This window comes from Pseudomonas sp. SYWMCR5 (assembly GCF_057197165.1).
In genome coordinates this window covers 216527-238170 of sequence record NZ_JBXUNH010000008.1, presented here as the reverse complement: position 1 = coordinate 238170, position 21644 = coordinate 216527, and the positions used below count along the sequence as shown (strand labels likewise).

Annotated in this window: 16 protein-coding genes; 9 read left to right on the top strand and 7 right to left on the bottom strand. The window is 66.1% G+C overall.

Annotation, left to right across the window (positions count from 1 at the left end; translation table 11 throughout):
* Positions 1-2: 2 nt before the first annotated feature.
* Genes AC2CGW_RS20580 through tagH form a run of 7 tightly spaced genes read right to left on the bottom strand, consistent with a single transcriptional unit; the run spans position 3 to position 9422 of the window.
* A complete protein-coding gene (locus tag AC2CGW_RS20580; RefSeq protein WP_186665686.1) occupies positions 3-722 on the bottom strand; it encodes a PP2C family protein-serine/threonine phosphatase in 720 nt (239 codons plus the stop codon).
* Positions 719-1381, bottom strand: a complete 663-nt coding sequence (tagF, locus tag AC2CGW_RS20575; protein ID WP_186711094.1) for a type VI secretion system-associated protein TagF — start codon at positions 1379-1381, stop codon at positions 719-721. Before tagF ends, AC2CGW_RS20580 begins: the two co-directional genes overlap by 4 nt.
* The gene (tssM, locus tag AC2CGW_RS20570; protein ID WP_484574500.1) at positions 1378-4884 is read right to left on the bottom strand and encodes a type VI secretion system membrane subunit TssM; all 3507 of its coding nucleotides are present in this window, start codon (positions 4882-4884) and stop codon (positions 1378-1380) included. The genes tagF and tssM overlap by 4 nt, the downstream gene beginning before the upstream one ends.
* Positions 4881-6188 (bottom strand): DotU family type VI secretion system protein, encoded by a 1308-nt coding sequence (locus tag AC2CGW_RS20565; protein WP_288376513.1) that lies wholly within the window; start codon positions 6186-6188, stop codon positions 4881-4883. The genes tssM and AC2CGW_RS20565 overlap by 4 nt, the downstream gene beginning before the upstream one ends.
* Before the next feature lie 6 nt (positions 6189-6194).
* Positions 6195-7529 (bottom strand): type VI secretion system baseplate subunit TssK, encoded by a 1335-nt coding sequence (tssK, locus tag AC2CGW_RS20560; RefSeq protein ID WP_484574499.1) that lies wholly within the window; start codon positions 7527-7529, stop codon positions 6195-6197.
* A 15-nt stretch (positions 7530-7544) separates the two neighbouring features.
* Positions 7545-8042 (bottom strand): type VI secretion system lipoprotein TssJ, encoded by a 498-nt coding sequence (tssJ, locus tag AC2CGW_RS20555; protein WP_186721431.1) that lies wholly within the window; start codon positions 8040-8042, stop codon positions 7545-7547.
* Positions 8043-8090: 48 nt separating this feature from the next.
* Positions 8091-9422: a type VI secretion system-associated FHA domain protein TagH gene (gene tagH, locus AC2CGW_RS20550; RefSeq protein WP_484574498.1), complete on the bottom strand. Its 1332-nt coding sequence runs from the start codon at positions 9420-9422 to the stop codon at positions 8091-8093.
* Positions 9423-9818: 396 nt separating this feature from the next.
* On the opposite strand from tagH, the gene tssA reads away from it, so the two are divergent.
* The 9 genes from tssA (at position 9819) to AC2CGW_RS20505 (ending at position 21643) form a co-directional block, all read left to right on the top strand.
* Positions 9819-10856 (top strand): type VI secretion system protein TssA, encoded by a 1038-nt coding sequence (tssA, locus tag AC2CGW_RS20545; protein WP_484574497.1) that lies wholly within the window; start codon positions 9819-9821, stop codon positions 10854-10856.
* A 57-nt stretch (positions 10857-10913) separates the two neighbouring features.
* A complete protein-coding gene (gene tssB / locus AC2CGW_RS20540) occupies positions 10914-11429 on the top strand; it encodes a type VI secretion system contractile sheath small subunit (RefSeq protein WP_054891229.1) in 516 nt (171 codons plus the stop codon).
* A 10-nt stretch (positions 11430-11439) separates the two neighbouring features.
* Positions 11440-12933 carry a type VI secretion system contractile sheath large subunit gene (gene tssC, locus AC2CGW_RS20535; protein WP_186711087.1) on the top strand — a complete coding sequence of 498 codons (1494 nt, stop codon included), beginning with the start codon at positions 11440-11442 and terminating at the stop codon, positions 12931-12933.
* Between the two features lie 88 nt (positions 12934-13021).
* On the top strand, positions 13022-13510 hold the full coding sequence (locus AC2CGW_RS20530; RefSeq protein ID WP_186665673.1) for an Hcp family type VI secretion system effector: 489 nt from the start codon (positions 13022-13024) through the stop codon (positions 13508-13510).
* Positions 13511-13629: 119 nt separating this feature from the next.
* Positions 13630-14145: a type VI secretion system baseplate subunit TssE gene (gene tssE, locus AC2CGW_RS20525; RefSeq protein WP_186665671.1), complete on the top strand. Its 516-nt coding sequence runs from the start codon at positions 13630-13632 to the stop codon at positions 14143-14145.
* Positions 14142-16004 (top strand): type VI secretion system baseplate subunit TssF, encoded by a 1863-nt coding sequence (gene tssF / locus AC2CGW_RS20520; RefSeq protein WP_186665669.1) that lies wholly within the window; start codon positions 14142-14144, stop codon positions 16002-16004. Before tssE ends, tssF begins: the two co-directional genes overlap by 4 nt.
* The gene (gene tssG, locus AC2CGW_RS20515) at positions 15968-17017 is read left to right on the top strand and encodes a type VI secretion system baseplate subunit TssG (protein ID WP_186665667.1); all 1050 of its coding nucleotides are present in this window, start codon (positions 15968-15970) and stop codon (positions 17015-17017) included. Before tssF ends, tssG begins: the two co-directional genes overlap by 37 nt.
* The gene (tssH, locus tag AC2CGW_RS20510; RefSeq protein ID WP_484574496.1) at positions 17010-19685 is read left to right on the top strand and encodes a type VI secretion system ATPase TssH; all 2676 of its coding nucleotides are present in this window, start codon (positions 17010-17012) and stop codon (positions 19683-19685) included. Before tssG ends, tssH begins: the two co-directional genes overlap by 8 nt.
* Before the next feature lie 23 nt (positions 19686-19708).
* The gene (locus AC2CGW_RS20505) at positions 19709-21643 is read left to right on the top strand and encodes a type VI secretion system Vgr family protein (RefSeq protein WP_484574495.1); all 1935 of its coding nucleotides are present in this window, start codon (positions 19709-19711) and stop codon (positions 21641-21643) included.
* Position 21644: the final 1 nt, after the last annotated feature.

Here is a 21644-nt window from a genome sequence, read left to right as displayed (position 1 = left end):
CTTCAATTGGCCTTCACCACCACGGCGGTGATGTTGTCGGGCGCGCCTCGGGTCAGGCCCAGGTGGACCAGGCTGCGCACTATCTGGTAGGGGTCGGCATGGCTGAGCACCTCGCCGATCTCGAGGTCTTCGGCGGTCTTGGTCAGGCCATCGCTGCACAGCAGGTAGGTGTCGCCAGGGCGCACCTGCAGGGCCACGGCCTGCAGCTCCAGGTGATCTTCGACACCGATGGCGCGGGTCACGATGTTGCCGCGCGGATGCACCCGGGCCTCGGCCTCGCTGAGCAGGCCGCTGTCCTGCAGTTCCTGGACGTAGCTGTGATCGTGGGACAGACGCTCGATGCGCCCGCCGCGCAGGCGATACAGACGGCTGTCACCGGCCCACAGGCCGATGGCCTGGTCGCCGCGTGCGGCCAGCACCACCACGGTACTGCCCATCATCGCTACGCCACGGCGTGCGGTTTCCTCGCGGACCGTGAAGTTGACCCACGCCAGGCCGTCACGCACTTCGTCGGCGAACTCCGCCAGCGAGTCGAGCATCGGCAGGCGGCGCAGGCTGTCCACCGCCAGGCTGCTGACATAGTCGCCCGCCGCATGGCCACCCATGCCGTCGGCCACTGCCCAAAGGCCCGCCCAGGTCAGGTCCAGGCAGGCGTCCTCGTTGATCTTGCGCACCATGCCGACATGGCTGTAGCTGGCCGCGCTGTACTGCAGGTCGGTCATGCGCGTGCGGCCTCGCTACCCAGAAGAAACCCGGCGAAATCCTCGCTGCGCGGCAGGCCCGGATAGCGCATCAGGCCCGGTGCGATCCGCTCCGAACCCCTGCCCCACCACAGGCTCATGCCCTCGCAGGCGCACTCGGCCAACGCGCGTTCTCGCCCCTCAGGCGTGGTCGCGGCCAGACGTTGCAACCCACCCACCGCAGGCCCACTCGCTATCCCCTGTGGCAGCGGGGTGGTGCCCCGATAGGGCTGCACGGCATGCTCGAACGCTTCGAACTGCGCACCTTCCTCCAGCGTGCCGAGCAAGGCCGCTTCGACCTGTTCGAACCATTCATCCGCACCCACCACCGCAACCGCCACCGAAACCTGCGGCTCCAGCGCCTGCGCCACGGTCAGCGGAAAATACCGCCCGACCCGATCGATGCTCGGCATCACCACCCCGATCATCGCCTGCGGCCCACACACACCCGCTGCCAGGGCAAAGCGCCACAGCGGACTGACCAGATAGGCCTGCAGCCACTGCTCACCCAGTTGCCGCTGGCTGGCCTGGATACCTGCGGCCAGCCACTGGTCCCAGGGCTGGATGAAGCTCTGTGGCAGATCGCGGCTGACGAAGTCACCGCGGCAGGCCATCTTTCCGTAGAAACCAACGTCGTTCACAGGCGCTCCGGCAGGCTGAAACCGCTGACCACTCGGCTGCGGAACGGGTTGAAGGCGCTGCTGGCACGCAGCTCGTAGGACACGCTGGCACCCTCGACCCGCAGGCGCAGGCTGAAGCGCTCGGGTGAGGTGCCGGCAATCAGGTCGGACTGGTCGAGCAGGCGGAACCACGCCCACGGGCCTTCCAGCGTCAGCCCCGAACGGCCACTGGCCGAAGGGGGCGAGATCGACAGGCGTACCACGCCGATGCTGTTCGGGTTCGGCCACTGCAACGACACCGGACGGCTCGGGCCATGGTCATAGCTGACCTGCTGGCCATCGAGGTCGAGCATGAACTGGGTGATCGACGCATCCATCGCCACCGGCTTGAGCTCGAAACGCACGCCTGGCGTCAGGCCGCTGCTGTTGCGGAAGAAGGCATCGCGGATGGTCGCGGCGCGCTGGAAGGTGTTGAGCACACCGGCATTGATCCCCAGCTTCTGCGCCGCCCCTGGCTGCCAGCTCCACGGCGACGTGGAGGTGTTGACGTATGGCTGCAGGTATTTGCGGAAGTAGTTGTCCATCACCCCGCCAACACCGAAGAACTGGCCGAAGTCTTCCAGGGTCGCATCGCGCGGGCTGCCGGCCGTCAGCGGGTAGCGACCGCTGAGGGACTGGCGGTAGACGTTGACCACCTCGCTGGTCCAGGCGGCATTGAGCTGGTTGCGTACGCCGCCCATGACGATGGCGTTGGTCGAGCCGACCACCGAGCCGACCAGGTTCTGCACCACTTTCGGCTGCCGCGCGGCGCCGAGCGAAACCCTCTGCGAGGCAGCCTGAGCCTGGTTCTTGGCCTCGCCCAGCAGGGCTTCGCCACTGGCGCCGACCATCGCACTGACCTGCACGTACAGGGCGTTGAGATCGGCGAGCAGGCCATCGATCGAGCTTGGCTGGCCTTCGCCGCCTTCGACCAGCTCGGCCAGTTCGGCGAAGTGTGCGGTCACGGGGTCCACCTCACGCGCACCTTGCTCGGTGCCCGGGATCGGCGTGTCGCCGAGCAGACCGCCGAGGCGCTGGCGCAGTTGATCGACACCGGCCTGTTCGACCTTGGCCTGGGCCTTGTCGAGCGTGGTGGGCTGCTGCAGGTCGGTTTCCTTGGCCACCGCCTGCAACAGTTTCTTCATCGGCGAGGTAGGGCCGGACAACACCCGCAGCACGTCGGCGGCCTGCCCGACACTGGTGATCGGCACGAAGTCCAGGTCGGCCAACAGCGCGTCCCAGTGGCGGATGTAGTCCTGGTAGTAGAGCTGGCGCACATCGTCGGCCAGGCGCTTGGCATCGCTGGCCTCGCTCAGCTCGCGACCGAGCACCCAGCGCTCCTCGGCGAGGGTTTCGCTGTGGGCGACGCTGGCGGCGAGAAACGCCTTGCGATAACCCTCGACAGTGAAGATCCCCGGCAGCGGCTCGGTCAGCGGCTTGCCGCTCTTGCGCTGGAATACCAGCGCGGCATCGCGCCCGGCGGCGTCGCTGATGCGAAAATCACTGACGCCGGCCGGCAGCTTCTGCCGCTTGACCCGGTCATACACACGTTGCGCCACCGGCAACTGCTGCAACTGGCGGCGGGTGTCGTCGATCAGGCGTTGGTCGAGGCGCGCATTCGGCGGGCGCTTGTCGAACAGCGCCGCCAGGTGCTGTTCAAGTGCCTGGCGCTGCTCGGGAGCCAGATCGCGCGGCAGATGGCGCTCCCAGTCGAGACTGATCCAGGCCTTGAGGAAGTCAGCGTCGTAATGCTCGCCGTCGGCCAGCATCAGATAGGCCTTCAGGCCTTCGTACAGATAGTCGGAGGGACCGCCGGCGTACAGTTGCTCTTCGATGCGGGTGACCAGCCGCGGGGCGAAGATCGCGATCAACAGCTTGCGATAGACGCTGGTGGATTCGGTCTCCAGCATGTCGCCCTGGTACAACCCGAGCCCCTCGGCCCAGGCCGGCGGATCGTCCGCCAGACGGCGCACGGCGTTGAGCAGCGGCAGCACTTCGATCACCTCGCGCTGCGCCGGGCTCAGCTCCTGCACGCTCTTGCCCAGCGGCTTGAGGCGGCTGTCGACTTCGGCGATGTACTGCTGGTTGGCGCGGTAGCTGAGGGTCCACAGGGTGCCGACGACCAGCACCAGAGCCACGCTCAGCGCCAGGGCACCTCGGGTGATCCACTTGCGGCGCTGCTCGACCTTGGGGTTGCTGCCCACCAGCCCACGCTCGGCGAAGGCCACGGCGCTGAACAGCTTCTCGATGAAGTAGCTGCGTCCGGTGCCGGTCTGGCGCGCCAGGTGCGCGCGGTCCAGGCCCATGCTCTGCGCCATGCTGCCGATCAGGCGATCGATGGGGCTGCCTTCCTGGGTGCCGCTGGTGAAGTACACCCCGCGCAGCAGCGCCCGCGCCTCGAAGGCGTTGGGTTTGAACACACCGTCGAGGAAGGTCTTGAGATTGCCGCGCAGTGCCGCGAACTGCTGGACGAAGCCATAGATCAGGTCGCGCCGCGCCGGGTCGCGCTCCTGCTGCAGGCGCTCGACCAGACGCTGGTTGAGGCGTTGTTCGAGCAGGCCGAACTCCTGGTCGAAGCCGGCCAGCGGGCCTTCGCCCTGCTGCCCGTCATCCAGCGCGAAGGTCATGCCCCACACCTGGGCGCGCTCGTCTTTGCTCAGGTTGTCGAAGTACTCCATGAAGCCCGGCACCAGGTCGAGCTTGGTGAGCATCAGGTAGATCGGGAAACGCACGCCGAGCTGGCTGTACAGCTCCTGGATCCGGGTGCGGATCGCCGCTGCATGGGCGGCGCGCTCGGCGTCGCTGCCCAGCAGCAGATCGGACAGGCTGATGGCGATGAACGCCCCGTCGATGGGGCGGCGCGAGCGCTGGGTCTTGAGCAGGTCGAGAAAGCCCAGCCAGGCGGCCTTGTCCACCTGCGCATGGCTGTCCTGGGTGGTATAGCGCCCAGCGGTGTCGAGCAGCACCGCCTGGTCGGTGAACCACCAGTCGCAGTTGCGCGTGCCACCGACACCACGGATGGCGCCCTCGCCCAACTGTGCCGCCAGCGGGAAATGCAGCCCCGAGTTGACCAGCGCGGTGGTCTTGCCGGAGCCCGGCGGGCCGATGATCACGTACCACGGCAGCTCGTAGAGGTTGCGGCGCTCGTCACCGCCCAGGCGCGCTTTCTTCAGCAGCACCAGGGCCTCGTCCATGCGCTGGCGCAGGGTCGCCAGCTCTTCGGCGGTGGCCAGGCTCGCAGGATCCGGCGCGGTTTCGGCGGCCAGGCTCTCCATCACTTTGGCGGCCTGGCGACGCGCCTGGACGATGCGCCAGGTACGGTAAGCGATCCACACCGCGAACAGCAGGACGATCAGGATCCAGCGCGGGGTGGGCGGCGCCAGTACGTCCAACAGCGGCCCGATGAACCAGATGATCAGGCTGAGGGCGATCAGCCCCAGCACCGGGATCACCCAGCGAATGACAAAACTGAAAAACGCCTTCACTCGACGCCCTCCGCCAGAACGGTGATTTCGACCCGGCGATTCTTCGCCCGGCCTTGTGCGGTGTCGTTGGAGGCCAGCGGCTCGGTGTCGCTCAGGCCTTGCGCGCTGAAGCGCTGCGGCTGCCCGGTGCGCGCGGCGAGCATTGCCTTGACCTCTTCGGCGCGAGCCTGGGACAGCGCCCAGTTGGAGGGGAAGCGAATCGTGGCGATGCGCTGGTTATCGCTGTGGCCGGTGACGCGCACGTTGCCCTTCACCTTGGAAATCGCCTCGGCGATACGCAGCATCAGCGGCTCGAAATCGCCCTTGATACTGGCGCTGGCAGACGCGAACAGTTCATCGCCACGAATGGTCACCACCGAGCGATCGACCGCATCCTCCACCGCGACCCGACCGGCCTTGATGTCCTCGGCAAGGAAACCCGCCAGGCGCGGACGCTCGACCGGCTTGGGCTGCACCACCGGGCGGTCCATCGCCTGTACCGGGATTTCACCCAGGGCATGGATGCCGCGGAACACAGGCTCGGCGTCGGCGGCAAGTTTCAGGCGCAGACCGAACAGCAACAGCAGCAGCAAGGCCAGGGCCACCGCGAGCCCTACCCAGGGCGGCACGAACTGGGTCAGACGATCGCGGCTGACCGAAACGCCGCGCCAGTGCGGTGACAATTCGCGTTCGATCTCGCCGCGCGCGCTGCGCAAGGCCGCGGCGGTACGCTCGCGCAGTGCCTCGAGCTGTGCTCGGCCACCGTTCATCACCCGGTAGCGGCCCTCGAAACCGAGGCTGGTGCACAGGTACAGCAACTCCAGCAGGTTCAGGCGTTCGCGCGGGCTCTGCAGGCAATGTTCGAGCAACTGGAAGACCTTCTCGCCGCCCCAGGCTTCGTTGTGCACGGTGATCAAGAGGCTTTGCTTGCCCCAGTCGCTGCTGCTGCCCCAGGGGGTGCTGAGCACGGCCTCATCGAGCGCGGTGCACAGGGCATAGCGCGCCAGCAGCACCTCGTTGCGCGGCACACCGCTGGCTTCGGCGCGCTCTTCGAACTGGCGCAGGTAGGCGAGCAGTTGCGCACGCAGGCTCGCCGGGGCTGGATGGGCGATGGTATTGCGCAAGCGCGTGAGCAACGCCAGCAGGGGCCCGGCCGCCTGCTCCAGCGGATTGAGGCCCTCGCCCTGGCCTGGGGCCAGCGGCTCGGCGGGTACGTTCAGCGGCGTTGGTGCGGCCTGGGGCGTCGCCGTCGGCTGCGGGCCTCGTCCGCCTGGGCGAGGCATGAACTGGGTGCGGTCGTTGGCCTGCGGATCGTCGTGCTGCATCGCGGCTTATCCTCGAATGGCCCAGAAGGCCAGGTTCAGGCCAGGGAACTCGCCAGCGACGTAGAAGGCGAAGCCCCCCGAGTGTTGCAACTGCTTCCAGTGCTCGCTGCCGCGGTCGAGTTCGAAATAGGTGGAGCCTGCATGGAACGGGATCTGCCGCGGCGCCACCGGCAACGGCAGCAGGCCAATGCCTGGCAGTTGCAGATTGACCAGGTCGCGGATGTGCTCCACCGAACCGATCTTGCTCTGCTGGCCGAAGCGGCTGCGCAGGGTCTCGCCTGGCACGTCGGCGCGCACCACGAGGATGAAACTGGCGCTGTCCAGCAGGCTGCGGTCGGCGAGCATGGCCACGTGCACGCCGTAGGCTTTCTCGACGATAGGAATGGCCACCGCCTTGCTGTCGATCAGCATCGACAGCGCTTCACGCAGCGACGCCATCAGCGGCTGGAAGGTCGCCGCGAGGTCATCGTGCTGGTACACCGGGAAGCTCTCGGGGCGACGGCCCTCGCGGGTGAAGGTGGCGAACTCGCCCGCCAGCGCCACCAGCTCGCTGTACAGCCGTTCGGGGTGCAGCGGGCTGAGCTGCCCGAGATGCTCGATCAACGGCTGCGCGCGGTTGACCAGTTGCAACAGCATGAAGTCGGCGATTTCCGAGGCACCGCCATTGGCCGAGGCCACCACCCGCCCGGCCAGTGCCTCGCCACGCTGGTGCAGCAGCCCCAGCAGCTCGCTGCGAAAATTCGACAGCGGGTTACTGGCCGCCACATCCAGCAGCGGCGGGATGTAGCTGTCGTCCAGCACCAAGGCCCGGTCGGCACGTTTTTCACGAATGCGCACCACACCCAGCACGGCGAAATCGCCGAGGCCATCTTCCTCACGCAGCAGGCGCAGCGCGCGGCCACCCAGAGCCAGTGGTGCGCGGTTCTCGAACGGCGCATTGTCGTCGCGCACTTCGCTGACCCGCGCCACATAGCGCGCGCCGTCCAGCGCCTCGCCTTCGTCGACGGTGTCGCGGGCACCGGCACGCTTGAGCGGCAAGCCCAGGTGAATCACCCCGTCGCGCAGGTCGTCGGGAATTTCCAGAGGCGCCGGTGGCAGGTCATCGCGGGGAATGTCGAAGGGGGTGCCGTCCGGCAGCAGGCCACGGGCACTGAGGATCGCCAGCTTGCCCTGGGCCAGCAGGCCCTGGTCGACCAGCAGCTCGGAAAAGCCCCAGGCCGCGCTCGACAGCGGGCGGCTGCGGGCATCGATGAAGTTTTCCAGATAGCGGTCGTGCTGCTGGAAGTGCTGGGTCGTGATGAACATGCCTTCCGACCAGACCACGCGATTGTTCCAGGACATGGGTTCTCCGTTTGCCTAGTGGGCAGGCACAGGTTGTGGGGTGGCCACGGCGCTGCGCACGGCGCGCACATCGAGGCTGATCTGATAGTCGCGAGGTGGCACCGCGAGCACGCTGCGCCACTGCGCCTGGTCGATCTCGCGGTAGCCGACCACCAGGCCGACCTGGCGCGTGGCCGGGTTCAGCGGGCGGTCCAGGTGCAGTTGACGGCCGGGCTGCAGCAGCACTTCGTCCTGGTCGATCAGGTCGGCGCCGAGGGTGTCCTGGGCCCGTTCGGCCAGGGCGAAGTAATCGGCGCGCTCGAAGGCGGCGGCATTCTTCAGCTCGTAGATGCGCACCCGCACAGGCGCTGGTGTGCCATCGGCGCCGGGGTTGAGCCCGGCGGCGGCACTGAAGTACAGGGTGACGCCCGGCACTGCCGGCTCAGCGTCCGAACTCGGTACGACCGGCGCATCCTTGCTGCAGGCACTGAGCAGCACGAAGGCCAGGGCTGCGATCAGTCTTGTTGCACTCATCCTCGTCCTCATGACGTATTGGTGTTCTTCCTGCCTTGAGCATCAGTCTCAAGAGCGTTGCAGTCGGGCGTTGTGGGCCTCGTAGGCGCGGCTGAACTCGCGGCCGAACAAGTCCTGGAAATCGTCCTGGGCTTCACGTGATATCTGCCCGTACAGCTCGGTGAACTGCTGCCAGCAATGGGCCTGGCGCGAGCCACCGAACACCTTCGCCAGGCCCGTTGCCGGGGCCAGGCGAGCCTCCAGTCGGGCGGGCTCGAAACGCGTCAGCACGTGCTTGATCGCCGCCTCGACCCCGGCCATGACGGCCAGCTGGTGGGCACGCAGGTCATCGAAACTGTCGCGTACCGCCTGGTCGGCGGGCATGAACGCCTGGTTGCCCTGGCGCAGCAGCAGCAACAGCGCCTCGTCGGCATTGGGGGCGAATTTCAGCGGGTTGTTCTGCACCGGCGCGATGGTGGTCTGCTGCATGCGGAACTCGCCCTTGAGGCTGCTGCGTGCGCGCAGCACATCGATCAGGCCCTCGACCATCAGGCGGTAGCTGCGGCCCACCGCCTCCATCTGCGCTGCGGCATCGCCAGCGTCGATGCGCAGGTGCTCGATGCCCGCGCCGCGCAGGAAGGCCTGCAGCAACGCCTGGTCGGGCATGGCCTGGGGGGTGGGCGGTGCGGGAACGGGCGCAGGCGGTGGAGGCACTGCGGCAACAGGCGTCATCGGCTCGTGGGCAGGCAGGGGGCTGGAGGCCGGCGCCTCGTCGAAGAGGTTCCAGTCCGCCGGTATCACGCCGGGGGCCGGTGAGGCGGGTGGCGCGGCGGCGGGGACCGGTGCGGGCGGACGAAAGTCATGCTGCTGGGCCGGAACATGGTCAGGTTGGCTCGCCGTCGGCACGCTGGCAGGGCCGAGGAAATCGAAGATGTCGGGCAGTGTGTCGTGGCTCGAAGCCCCCTGCAGGAAAGCAGCCGGCGCGGGTGCAAGGGGGGGCTCGGCGGGCGTCGCCTGGTGGGCCATCAACGCCTCGAAGCTCTGCGCGCCAGGGTGGCGACTCTCCTCCAGCGAGAATCCTGAATCGATGCGTGCCTGAATCTCGTACTCACCAATCCGGATAACTTCGCCATCCATCAATGGCTCGCTGTTTCCTCGGCGCATGCGCACGCCAGCGTGTACCAGTTCCACACCGTTGGTGCTGTTATCGGTCAGGTAATAACGGCCATCCCGAAACTGGATGACGCAATGATTGGACGACACCAACCGCTCTGGATCCGGCAACACCCAATCATTGTTTGGACTTCGCCCGATGGTGACGGCACCAGTTTCCACAATCATCTCCGCGCATTGCCCCGGAGTTATCTTGTGATAACTAGTGATAGTTAGGCAAAGTGCCATCACTCCTCCTGCATATAATATGACTCGTGATTCCATTCAAATGAGTGGATAGCGAAAATCGCCAATAATTTCTTTATAAAACAATGAGTTAAATAACATCCATCACTGTTTTATCGCGGCATATCGGCGAATTTAACCACAACGGCAAGGCACTTTGATGGCATCCGACAGGTGGGCCTTCAAAGCTGCAGACTCGGTCACACCTCCACTCGAGGGCGGGTAGCTTACCTTGACAGCATTTTGGAAATAAACCATAAATGCGCAACTTTGGAGCCGGCCACTGATATCACAACGATATCAACCGCCCGCTCTTCTACAAGTTTTGTGCGCCAGTTCACACTTGCAACTTCGCACAACTAACGCCCCGCCACGGGCCGATATGGAGATCGATTCCTGGTGAACTCACCGCTGCTGCTCGCCGCTGTTTCCGATGACTTCCCCTGCGGTGAAGATCTCGAATATGACGCGGACTTCCTGCAACTCGAACGCGATGCCCAAGGGCGTCCGGAACGGGTCATGGGCGATGCAGTACAGGCGGCCGAGCCCCCCGAGTGGCGAGCGATCGAACAGTCCTGCGCCAGCTTGCTGCAGCGCAGCAAGGACCTGCGCATCACCCACTTCCTGGTGCAGGCCAACCTCGCGCTGCACGGCTTCGCTGGCCTCGCCGCCAGCCTGGAACTGATCCGCGACCTGCTCGGCGAATACTGGCTGCACCTGCATCCGCAGCTCGACGCCTCCGACGACAACGACCCGACCGTGCGCATCAACGCACTGACCGGCCTGACGTGCGAAGCCAACATCGCCCTGCTGCGCGATGCCGTGCTGGCGCGCTCGCGCGCCTTTGGCCCGATCACCTTGCGTGCCGCCCTGCACGCCGCCGGCCTGCAGCATTTCGCCAGCGAGACACTGAGCGTCGAGGCGCTGGCCGCAGCCCTGCGCGATGCCGACGCCGATGAACTCGAACAGACTCGCCAGGCCCTGAACCTGGCCCGCGATGCCTGCGAAGCGATCGAGCGCCGGGTCAGCGACCAGGTCGGCTCGGCCAGTGGCGTCGATCTGTCCGCACTCAAGCAGCCGTTGCGCCTGGCGCAACAGGTACTTGCCGATTACGCCCCTGGGGGCTCGCCGTCAGGCGCGCCAGACGAACAGCCGCAGCAGGACAGCCTCGACGATGCCCCTTCGGCACCCGCTGCCGTCGCCGCGACCGCTCGCCCCGCCGTGCGCCCTGGCGAAATCAGCAGCCGCGACGAAGTTCAGCAAAGCCTCGAGCGCCTGCTCCAGTACTACGCCCGTCACGAGCCTTCCAGCCCGCTGCCGGTGCTGCTGCGCCGGGCGAAAAACCTGGTCAACGCCGACTTCGCGACCATCGTGCGCGACCTGATTCCCGATGGCCTTTCGCAGTTCGAGAACCTGCGCGGGCCCCAGGACGACTGATACCACCGACAGCCGCAACGAACGACAGCGCCCCCAGCGGCGACCAGGAGGAACCACGTGGCCAAAGACAGCTCCCAGAAATTCATCGCGCGCAACCGGGCGCCGCGAGTGCAGATCGAGTACGACGTCGAACTGTATGGCGCCGAGAAGAAGGTCCAGTTGCCCTTCGTCATGGGCGTGCTCTCGGACCTCGCCGGCAAGCCCGCCGAGCCACTGCCCGCGGTGGCCGACCGCAAGTTCCTGGAAGTCGATGTCGACAACTTCGACTCGCGCCTCAAGGCGATGAAGCCACGCGTGGCATTCAACGTCCCCAACGAGCTGACCGGCGAAGGCAACCTGAGCCTGGACATCACCTTCGAGAGCATGGACGACTTCAGCCCGGCCGCCGTGGCGCGCAAGGTCGATGCCCTGAACCAGCTGCTCGAGGCGCGTACCCAACTGGCCAACCTGCTGACCTACATGGACGGCAAGACCGGTGCCGAGGACATCATCCTCAAGGCCATCAAGGACCCTGCCCTGCTGCAGGCCCTGGCCAGCGCCCCGAAACCTTCCGACAACGAGCCGAGCGCCTGAGGAGCCCGCCATGACCGATCCATTGCGCGATACCCAGGCCCAGCCGGCCGCCACCGAGCAGGCCAGCGAGTTCGCCAACCTGCTGCTGCAGGAATTCAAACCCAAGACCGAGCGCGCCAAGGAAGCTGTCGAAAGCGCCGTGCGCACCCTCGCCGAGCAAGCCCTGGCGCAGACCAACCTGGTCTCCAACGACGCCATCGGCTCGATCGAGCAGATCATCGCCGCCATCGACGCCAAGCTCACCGCACAGGTCAACCAGATCATCCACCACGATGACTTCCAGAAGCTGGAAAGCGCGTGGCGCGGCCTGCACTACCTGGTCAACAACACCGAGAGCGACGAGCAACTGAAGATTCGCGTGCTCAACATCTCCAAGACCGACCTGCACAAGACCCTGAAGAAGTTCAAGGGCACCGCCTGGGACCAGAGCCCGGTGTTCAAGAAGCTCTACGAAGAAGAGTACGGCCAGTTCGGCGGCGAGCCCTACGGCTGCCTGGTGGGCGACTACTACTTCGATCAGTCGCCTCCGGATGTCGAGCTGCTGGGCGAGATGTCCAAGGTCTGTGCGTCGATGCATGCCCCCTTCATCGCCGCGGCGTCGCCAACCGTGATGGGCATGGGTTCGTGGCAGGAGCTGTCCAACCCGCGTGACCTGACCAAGATCTTCACCACCCCGGAATACGCCGGCTGGCGTTCGCTGCGCGAATCGGAAGACTCGCGCTACATCGGCCTGACCATGCCGCGCTTCCTGGCACGCCTGCCCTATGGCGCCAAGACCGACCCGGTCGAGGCCTTCGCCTTCGAGGAAGACACCGACGGCGCCGACAGCAGCAAGTACACCTGGGCCAACGCGGCCTATGCCATGGCGGTCAACATCAACCGCTCGTTCAAGCACTACGGCTGGTGCTCGCGCATCCGCGGCGTGGAGTCGGGCGGTGAAGTGCAAGGCCTGCCGGCGCACACCTTCCCCACCGATGACGGTGGCGTGGACATGAAGTGCCCGACCGAGATCGCCATTTCCGACCGCCGCGAGGCGGAGCTGGCGAAGAACGGCTTCATGCCATTGCTGCACAAGAAGAACACCGACTTCGCCGCGTTCATCGGCGCCCAGTCGCTGCAAAAACCGGCTGAGTACGACGACCCGGACGCCACCGCCAACGCCAACCTGGCCGCCCGCCTGCCGTACCTGTTCGCCACCTGCCGCTTCGCCCATTACCTGAAGTGCATCGTTCGCGACAAGATCGGCTCGTTCAAGGAAAAGGACGAGATGCAGCGCTGGCTGCAGGACTGGATCCTGAACTACGTCGACGGTGACCCGGCGCACTCCAGCGAGACCACCAAGGCCCAACATCCGCTGGCTGCGGCCGAAGTGGTGGTGGAGGAAGTCGAGGGCAACCCTGGCTACTACAACTCGCGCTTCTACCTGCGCCCGCACTACCAGCTCGAAGGGCTGACCGTGTCGTTGCGCCTGGTCTCGAAGCTGCCTTCGGCCAAAGGGGCCTGAGCCTGAACCGGGGCCGCTGCGCGCCCCGCGATGGGCTGCGCAGCAGCCCCGATAGAACCGCCAACCGACGCGAAATACCGAGGACATCATGGCTGTAGATATTTTCATCAAGATCGGCGACATCAAGGGCGAGTCCGCGGACAAGGCCCACAAGGACGAAATCGACGTGCTGAACTGGAGCTGGGGCATGTCCCAGTCCGGCAACATGCACATGGGCGGGGGCGGCGGCTCCGGTAAGGTCAACATCCAGGACCTGTCGATCACCAAGTACGTGGACAAGTCCAGCCCCAACCTGATGGCCCACTGCTCCAGCGGCAAGCACATCGACAAGGTCAAGCTGACCGTGCGCAAGGCCGGTGGCGAGAGCCAGGTCGAGTACCTGATCATCAACCTCGAAGAGGTGATCATCAGCTCGCTGAGCACCGGCGGCTCGGGCAGCGATGACCGCCTCACCGAGAACGTCACCCTGAACTTCGCCAAGGTCACCGTGGACTATCAGCCGCAGAAGGCCGACGGCACCAAGGATGGCGGCGCGATCAAGTACGGCTGGAACGTGCGCCAGAACGTCAAGATCTGATAGCGGCGTCGACTGCTTCGCGGGCAATTCCGCTCCTCGTTTGTAGGAGCGGCGGTTCGCCGCTGCGACTTGCCCGCGAAGCAGTCGACACGATCCCGAATCCTTGAAGGAATCCATCCGTGGTAGCCGACATCGCCGCCCGTGACCGCCTGCAACCCTCGCTGCTGGATCGTCTGACCGACGACGACCCCGGCAACCCGCAGGAGGCCCCGGACAAGCGCGTGCTGTCGCTACAACAGCTCAAGGCTTCGGTGCTGCGCGACCTGGCCTGGCTGCTCAATACCACATCGCTGCTCGACAGCACCCGCACCCTGGATACCCCCGCAGGCACCTCGGTGATCAACTACGGCCTGCCCGCCCTGGCCGGCAACTGCGCGTCGAACATCGACCTGCTGGCCCTGGAGCGCATCATTCACCAGGCCATCGCCACCTACGAACCACGCATCCTCGCCCACACTCTCAAGGTGCGGGCCCTGGTCGCGCCCGGCGAAATGAACGCCAACGCCCTGAGCTTCGAGATCGAAGGCGATCTCTGGGCCCAGCCTGCGGCCTTGCCATTGCTGCTGCAGACCGACCTGGACCTGGAGTCCGGCCAAGTGCACGTGGCCCCCGCCGATCGCCGGAGACGCGCATGAACCCGCGCCTGCTCGAGCTGTACAACCAGGAACTGCGGCACATCCGCGAGAGTGCAGCGGAGTTCTCCCGCGAGTACCCGAAGATCGCCGGACGCCTCACACTGTCCGGCATCGATTGCGCCGACCCGTATGTCGAGCGCCTGCTCGAAGGCTTCGCGTACCTCACTGCACGCGTGCAGCTCAAGCTCGACGCCGAGTACCCGACCTTCACCCACAACCTGCTGGAAATCGCCTACCCGCACTATCTGGCACCGACGCCCTCGATGACCGTGGTGCAGTTGCAGACCGACCCCGACGAGGGCTCGCTCAGTGCCGGCTTCCCGCTGCCACGTGGCAGCGTGCTGCGGGCCAACCTTGGCCGCGACTCGCAGACTCCCTGCGAGTTTCGCAGCACCCAGGACGTGACCCTGTGGCCGCTGCAGGTGGCCCGCGCCGAATATTTCGGCAACCCCGGCACCGTGCTCGGCCGCCTCGCCGCCAGCGAACCCAAGGCCCGCGCCGCGCTGCGCCTGACCCTGCGCAGCGGTGCCGAGATCCCGCTGTGCAGCCTGCCGCTGACGCACTTGCCGCTGTACCTCAACGGCGCCGACGAAACGCCCTACCGTCTCTACGAACAACTGCTGGGCAGCGCCTGCGCCGTGTTCGCCCGCCAGCCCGGCGCTGATTGGGTCGAGCGCATCCCGCTGGAGCAGGCCCTGCGCCCCTGTGGTTTCGATGACAGTGAAGCCGCATTGCCAGTGGTGCCGCAGGCGTTTCAGGGCTACCGGCTGCTGCAGGAATACTTTGCCCTGCCGCAGCGCTTTCTATTTGTCGATTTCGCGGGCCTGGAACGGGCGGTCAAGCGCTGCAACGGGCAGGAGCTGGAGCTGCTGGTACTGTTCGAGCGCTTCGACTCGACACTGGAAAGCAGCGTCGGCGCCGAGCGCCTGGTGCCCTTCTGCACCCCGGCGATCAACCTATTCCCGCGCCGTGTCGACCGCATTCACTTGACCGACAAGGTCAACGAACACCATGTAATCGCCGACCGTACCCGCCCCACCGATTTCGAGATCCACTCGCTGCAGCACGTCACCGGCCACGGCACCGGTGCCGACCAGGAGTTCCTGCCCTTCTACGCCGTGCGCGACCCCTCGCGCTATGGCCGCGACCAGGCCTACTACATCGTGCGCCGCGAGCAACGGGTGCTGTCGAGCGAACAACGGCGCAACGGCACGCGCTCGAGCTACATGGGCAGCGAAACCTTCATCAGCCTGGTCGATGGCCAACAGGCGCCGCACCGCCACGACCTGCGCCAGCTGGGTATCAGCGCGCTGTGCAGCAACCGCGACCTGCCGCTGTTCATGAGCGTGGGCGACGGGCGCAGCGACTTCAGCCTCGCCGACAGCGCGCCCGTGTCTGCCGTACGTTGCCTGGCCGGCCCCAGCCGCCCCAAGGCCAGCCATGCCCATGACAACCGCGCGTGGCGCCTGATCAGCCAACTGTCGCTGAACTACCTGTCGCTGACCGAGCAAGGCCAGGGCGCAGCCGCCCTGCGCGAACTGCTGCGTCTGTACGGCGATAGCCAGGACAGCGCGCTGCACCTGCAGATCGACGGCCTGCGCGAAGTCAGCAGCAAGCCCTGCACCCGGCGCCTGCCCATGCCCGGCCCGATCGTCTTCGGCCGCGGCCTGGAAATCACCCTGGAGTTCGACGAAAACGCGTTCCGCGGCACCGGTGTGTTCCTGCTCGGCGCGGTGTTCGAACGCTTCCTGACCCGCTACGTGTCCATCAACAGCTTTACCGAAACCGTTCTGCGCACCCGCGAACGCGGCGAGATCATGCGATGGAAAGCCAAGCCCGGACGCAGGCCGACCCTGTGAACACACTCGAGGCCATGCAGGCCGAACCCTGGGCGTTCGACTTCTTCCAGGCGCTGCGTCGCCTGGAGGCCGAGCACCCCGAGCTGCCGCGCTTCGGCCACGCCCAGCGTTTGGCCGACGAACCGGTGCGCCTGGGCCAGCGCCTGGACTGCAGCTTCGCCCCGGCCACGCTGGCGTCGGTGACGCAAAACGACGAAGGCCCGGCACGCCTGGAGCAGTTCTTCTTCGGCCTCGGTGGCCCCAACGGCCCCTTGCCGCTGCACCTGACCGAGTACCTGCGTGAGCGCCAGCGCAACCACGCCGACCACACCAGCAAACGCTTTCTCGACATCTTCCATCACCGCCTGCTGAGCCTGTTCTACCGAGCCTGGGCCGAAGCACGACCGACTGTCAGCCACGACCGCCCCGGCGATGACTACTGGGCCGCACGCCTGGCTGCCCTGAGCGGTCGCGGCCAACCCGAGCTGCAGGCTCAAGGCCCGCTGCCGCATACCGCCAAGTTGCACTACTCCGGCCACCTCGCCGCGCAGACCCGCTACCCCGATGGCCTGTGCAGCATCCTGTCGGGCTACTTCGGCGTGCCGGTGCATGTCGAGGAGTACGTCGGACAGTGGCTTGAGTTGCCCGAGCGCAGTCGCCTCGGCGTGGACGCCAATCGCCTGGGTGTGGACCTGTGCCTGGGCCGCTACGTCTGGGATCGCCAGCACAAGTTCCGCCTGTGCCTCGGCCCGCTGACGCTGGAGCAGTACCACGCCCTGCTGCCCGGCGGGCAGGCCTTCATGGAACTGGCGGCCTGGGTCGCCGAGTACCTGGGCCACGAGCTGGACTGGGACCTGAACCTCATTCTCGCGCGCGAGCACGTGCCCGCGCTGGGACTCGATGCCGGCAGGCGCCTGGGTTTCGACACCTGGCTCGGCCGTCCACAACACGATGCCAACGACCTCAAGCTCGCTCGCTACTACGCCGCGCAGCCGGTCCAACCGCCATGCACAAGGAGTCAGGAACATGGGTGAAATCAGCCGCGCCGCGCTGTTCGGCAAACTCAACAGCGTCGCCTACAAGGCCATCGAGGCCGCCACGGTGTTCTGCAAGCTGCGCGGCAATCCCTACGTGGAGCTGGTGCACTGGCTGCACCAACTGCTGCAGTTGCAGGACAGCGACCTGCATCGCATCGTGCGCCAGTTCAATGTCGAGCCGGCACGCCTGGCCCGCGATCTGACCGACGCCCTCGATCGCCTGCCACGGGGCTCGACTTCGATCACCGACCTGTCCTCGCAGGTCGAAGAGGCAGTGGAACGCGGTTGGGTCTACGGCAGCCTGATGTTCGGCGAAAACCAGGTGCGCACCGGCTACCTGCTGGTCGGCATCCTCAAGACCCCGAGCCTGCGCAATGCCCTGCTGGGTCTGTCGAGCGAGTTCGCCAAGCTCAAGGTCGAGGCCCTGAGCGAGCGTTTCGACGAGTACGTCGGCGACTCCCCCGAGAACAATCTGGCCGCCAGCGACGGCTTCACCGCGGCAGCGCCGGGCGAAGCCAGCGGCGCCGTGGCCCCCGCGGCGATGGGCAAGCAGGAGGCACTCAAGCGCTTCACCGTGGACCTGACCGAGCAGGCACGCAGCGGCAAGCTCGACCCGATCGTCGGCCGCGACGAAGAGATCCGCCAACTGGTCGATATCCTCATGCGTCGCCGCCAGAACAACCCGATCCTCACCGGCGAAGCGGGCGTGGGCAAAACTGCCGTCGTCGAGGGCTTCGCCTTGCGCATCGTTGCCGGCGATGTACCGCCCGCGCTCAAGGATGTCGAGCTGCGCAGCCTGGATGTCGGCCTGCTGCAGGCTGGCGCCAGCATGAAGGGTGAGTTCGAGCAGCGTCTGCGCCAGGTCATCGAGGACGTCCAGGCCTCGCCCAAACCCATCATCCTGTTCATCGACGAAGCCCACACCCTGGTCGGTGCCGGTGGGGCGGCCGGGACCGGCGATGCCGCCAACCTGCTCAAGCCAGCACTGGCCCGTGGCAGCCTGCGCACCGTGGCAGCGACCACCTGGGCCGAGTACAAGAAACACATCGAGAAGGATCCGGCACTGACCCGCCGCTTCCAGGTGGTGCAGGTCGATGAGCCGAGCGAACCAAAGGCGCTGCTGATGATGCGCGGCGTGGCCTCGACCATGGAGAAGCACCATCAGGTGCAGATCCTCGACGAAGCCCTGGAGGCGGCAGTCAAGCTGTCGCACCGCTACATCCCCGCCCGGCAATTGCCCGACAAGTCGGTGAGCCTGCTCGATACCGCCTGCGCACGCGTGGCCATCAGCCTGCATGCAGTGCCCGCAGAGGTCGATGACAGCCGTCGGCGTATCGAGGCGCTGGAAGTCGAACTGCAGATCATCGCCCGCGAAGCGGCCATTGGTGTCGCCACCGAGCAACGCCAAGCCCAGGCCGACACCCTGCTGACCGAAGAGCGTCAGCGCCTGCTGGAGCTGGAAAACCGCTGGGCCGAAGAGAAAGCCCTGGTCGATCAGTTGCTGGCCACCCGCGCCCAGTTGCGTGAGCAGGTCGGGGTGGTCGATCAGGAGGTCGATGCCCAAGGCAGCCATGCGCTGCGCGAACAACTCATCGACTTGCAGCAGTGCCTGGGCACCCTGCAGGGCGAAAGCCCGCTGATCCTGCCGACCGTCGACTACCAGGCCGTGGCTTCGGTGGTTGCCGACTGGACCGGTATCCCGGTAGGGCGCATGGCACGCAACGAGATCGAGACGGTGCTCAACCTCGACAGCCACCTGGGCAAGCGCATCATCGGCCAGGACCACGCCCTGAAGATGATCGCCAAGCGTATCCAGACCTCCCGCGCCGGCCTCGACAACCCCAACAAACCCATTGGCGTGTTCATGCTTGCCGGCACCTCGGGCGTGGGCAAGACCGAGACCGCCCTGGCGCTGGCCGAGGCCATGTATGGCGGCGAGCAGAACCTGATCACCATCAACATGAGCGAGTTCCAGGAAGCGCACACCGTCTCCACCCTCAAGGGCGCGCCGCCCGGCTATGTCGGCTACGGCGAAGGCGGCGTACTGACCGAGGCCGTGCGCCGCCGCCCCTACAGCGTGGTGCTGCTCGACGAGGTGGAAAAGGCCCACCCCGACGTGCACGAGATCTTCTTCCAGGTGTTCGACAAGGGCGTGATGGAAGATGGCGAAGGGCGCCAGATCGATTTTCGCAACACCCTGATCCTGCTCACCACCAACGCCGGCACCGAGCTGATTGCCGATATCTGCAAGGACCCGCAGACCCTGCCCGAACCGGATGCGGTCGCCACCATGCTGCGCAAGCCGCTGCTGGAGATCTTCCCGCCCGCGCTGCTCGGGCGCCTGGTGACCATCCCCTACTACCCGCTCAGCGACGCCATGCTCAAGGCCATCACCCGTCTGCAACTGGAGCGCATCCGCAAACGTGTCGAGGCCACGCACAAGGTCGGCTTCGCCTACGACGACGCGGTGGTCGAGCTGATCGTCTCGCGCTGCACCGAGACCGAGAGCGGCGGGCGAATGATCGACGCGATCCTGACCAACGGCCTGCTGCCGGACATGAGCCGCGAGTTCCTCACCCGTCTGCTCGAAGGCAAGCCGCTGGCCAGCGTCAGTATCGGCGCGCGTGACAACGAACTGCACTATGACTTCAGCGCGGCCGGTTGAGCGCCGCGCAAACAGGATCACCCATGCTGTTCACGCAACTGACGCGCCTAGCGCAGATCAACAGCCCCCTGGGGCCGAACGTGCTGATCCTCAGCGAGATGGGCGGCAGCGAAGAGCTCGGCCGCCTGTTCGACTACGAGCTGCAGTTGACCAGCGACGACGCGGCCATCGACCTCAACCAGCTGCTGGGCAAACCCATGAGTCTGTCGCTGCAGATGAGCGGCGGGGGCTCGCGCCACTTTCATGGCATCGTCGCGCGCTGCAGCCAATCGGTCGATCGCGGGCAGTTCGCCAGCTACCGCGTCACCCTGCGGCCCTGGCTGTGGCTGCTGACACGCACCAGCGACTGCCGGATCTTCCAGCACCTGAGCGCACCGCAGATCATCAAGCAGGTGTTCCGCGACCTGGGGTTCTCGGACTTCGAGGACGCCCTGAGCCGCAGCTATCGCGAGCGCGAGTACTGCGTGCAATACCGCGAGACCAGCTTCGACTTCGTCAGCCGGCTGATGGAAGAAGAAGGCATCTACTACTTCTTCCGTCATGAACAAGAACGCCACGTCCTGGTGATGGCCGACGCCTATGGCGCGCACCAGAAGGCGCAGGGCTACGAGTCGGTGCCGTTCTATCCGCCCGACGGCCAGCACCGCGAGCGCGACCACATCAACGACTGGCACCTGGCGCAGGAGGTTCAGCCCGGCTCGCTGGAACTCAACGACTACGATTTCCAGCGCCCCAGCGCACGGATCGACGTGCGCTCGGCCATGCCACGCCCGCACCAGGCCGGCGACTACCCGCTGTACGACTACCCCGGCGCCTATGAGCAGACCCAGGATGGCGAGCACTATGCGCGCACCCGTCTCGAGTCGCTGCAGAGCCTGCATGAACGCGTGGAGCTGCGCGGCAACGCCCGTGGTCTTGGCAGTGGTCATCTGTTCAGCCTCAGCGGCTTCTCCCGCCAGGATCAGAACCGCGAGTACCTGATCGTCGCGGCCCGCTACTACGTGGTGCAAGAGCGCCTCGAAACCGGCGGCGGCAGCGGCTCGGCGCAGTTCGAGAGCAACCTGAGCTGCATCGACGCCCAGCAGAGCTACCGGCCGGTATCGAGCACCCTGCGCCCGCTGGTCAAGGGCCCGCAGACTGCCGTGGTGGTTGGCCCGGCCGGCGAGGAGATCTGGACCGACCAGTACGGTCGGGTGAAGGTGCACTTCCACTGGGACCGCCACGACCAGTCCAACGAGAACAGCTCGTGCTGGATCCGCGTATCCCAGGCCTGGGCCGGCAAGAACTGGGGCTCGATGCAGATCCCGCGGATCGGCCAGGAAGTGATCGTCAGCTTTCTCGAAGGCGACCCCGACCGGCCGATCATCACTGGCCGGGTGTACAACGCCGAGCAGGCGGTGCCCTACGACCTGCCCGGCAACGCCACCCAGAGCGGCATGAAGAGCCGTTCGAGCAAAGGCGGCAGCCCGGCCAACTTCAACGAGATCCGCATGGAGGACAAGCGCGGGCAGGAGCAGTTGTATGTGCATGCCGAGCGCAACATGGACACGGTGGTGGAGCAGAACGAAACGTTGTCGGTGGGCATAAGCCGGACCAAGAGCGTCGGAATGGTGGAGATGGTGACCATAGGCCAGGATCGAGTACGCGCAGTACGCCATCACGATACCTTGCTGGTTGGCGCCAGCAAGACCGACAGCATCAGCACCACCTACCTGATGGAGGCCGGGGAAAAGTTGCGTCTGGTGTGCGGCGACAGTGTGCTGGAGCTCAACGCCAACGGTCACATCAATCTCACAGGCGTACGCCTAAACATCAACGCCAGCGAACATGCACAGATCAATACCCCCAACGGCACGCTCGACCTGAACATCGGTGGAGCAGCAGGCACCACACCGGGCAGCCATGGTGACAAAGGCAGCATCGACGGTCGGGTCAGCGACAAATTCCCGCGCCAATGAC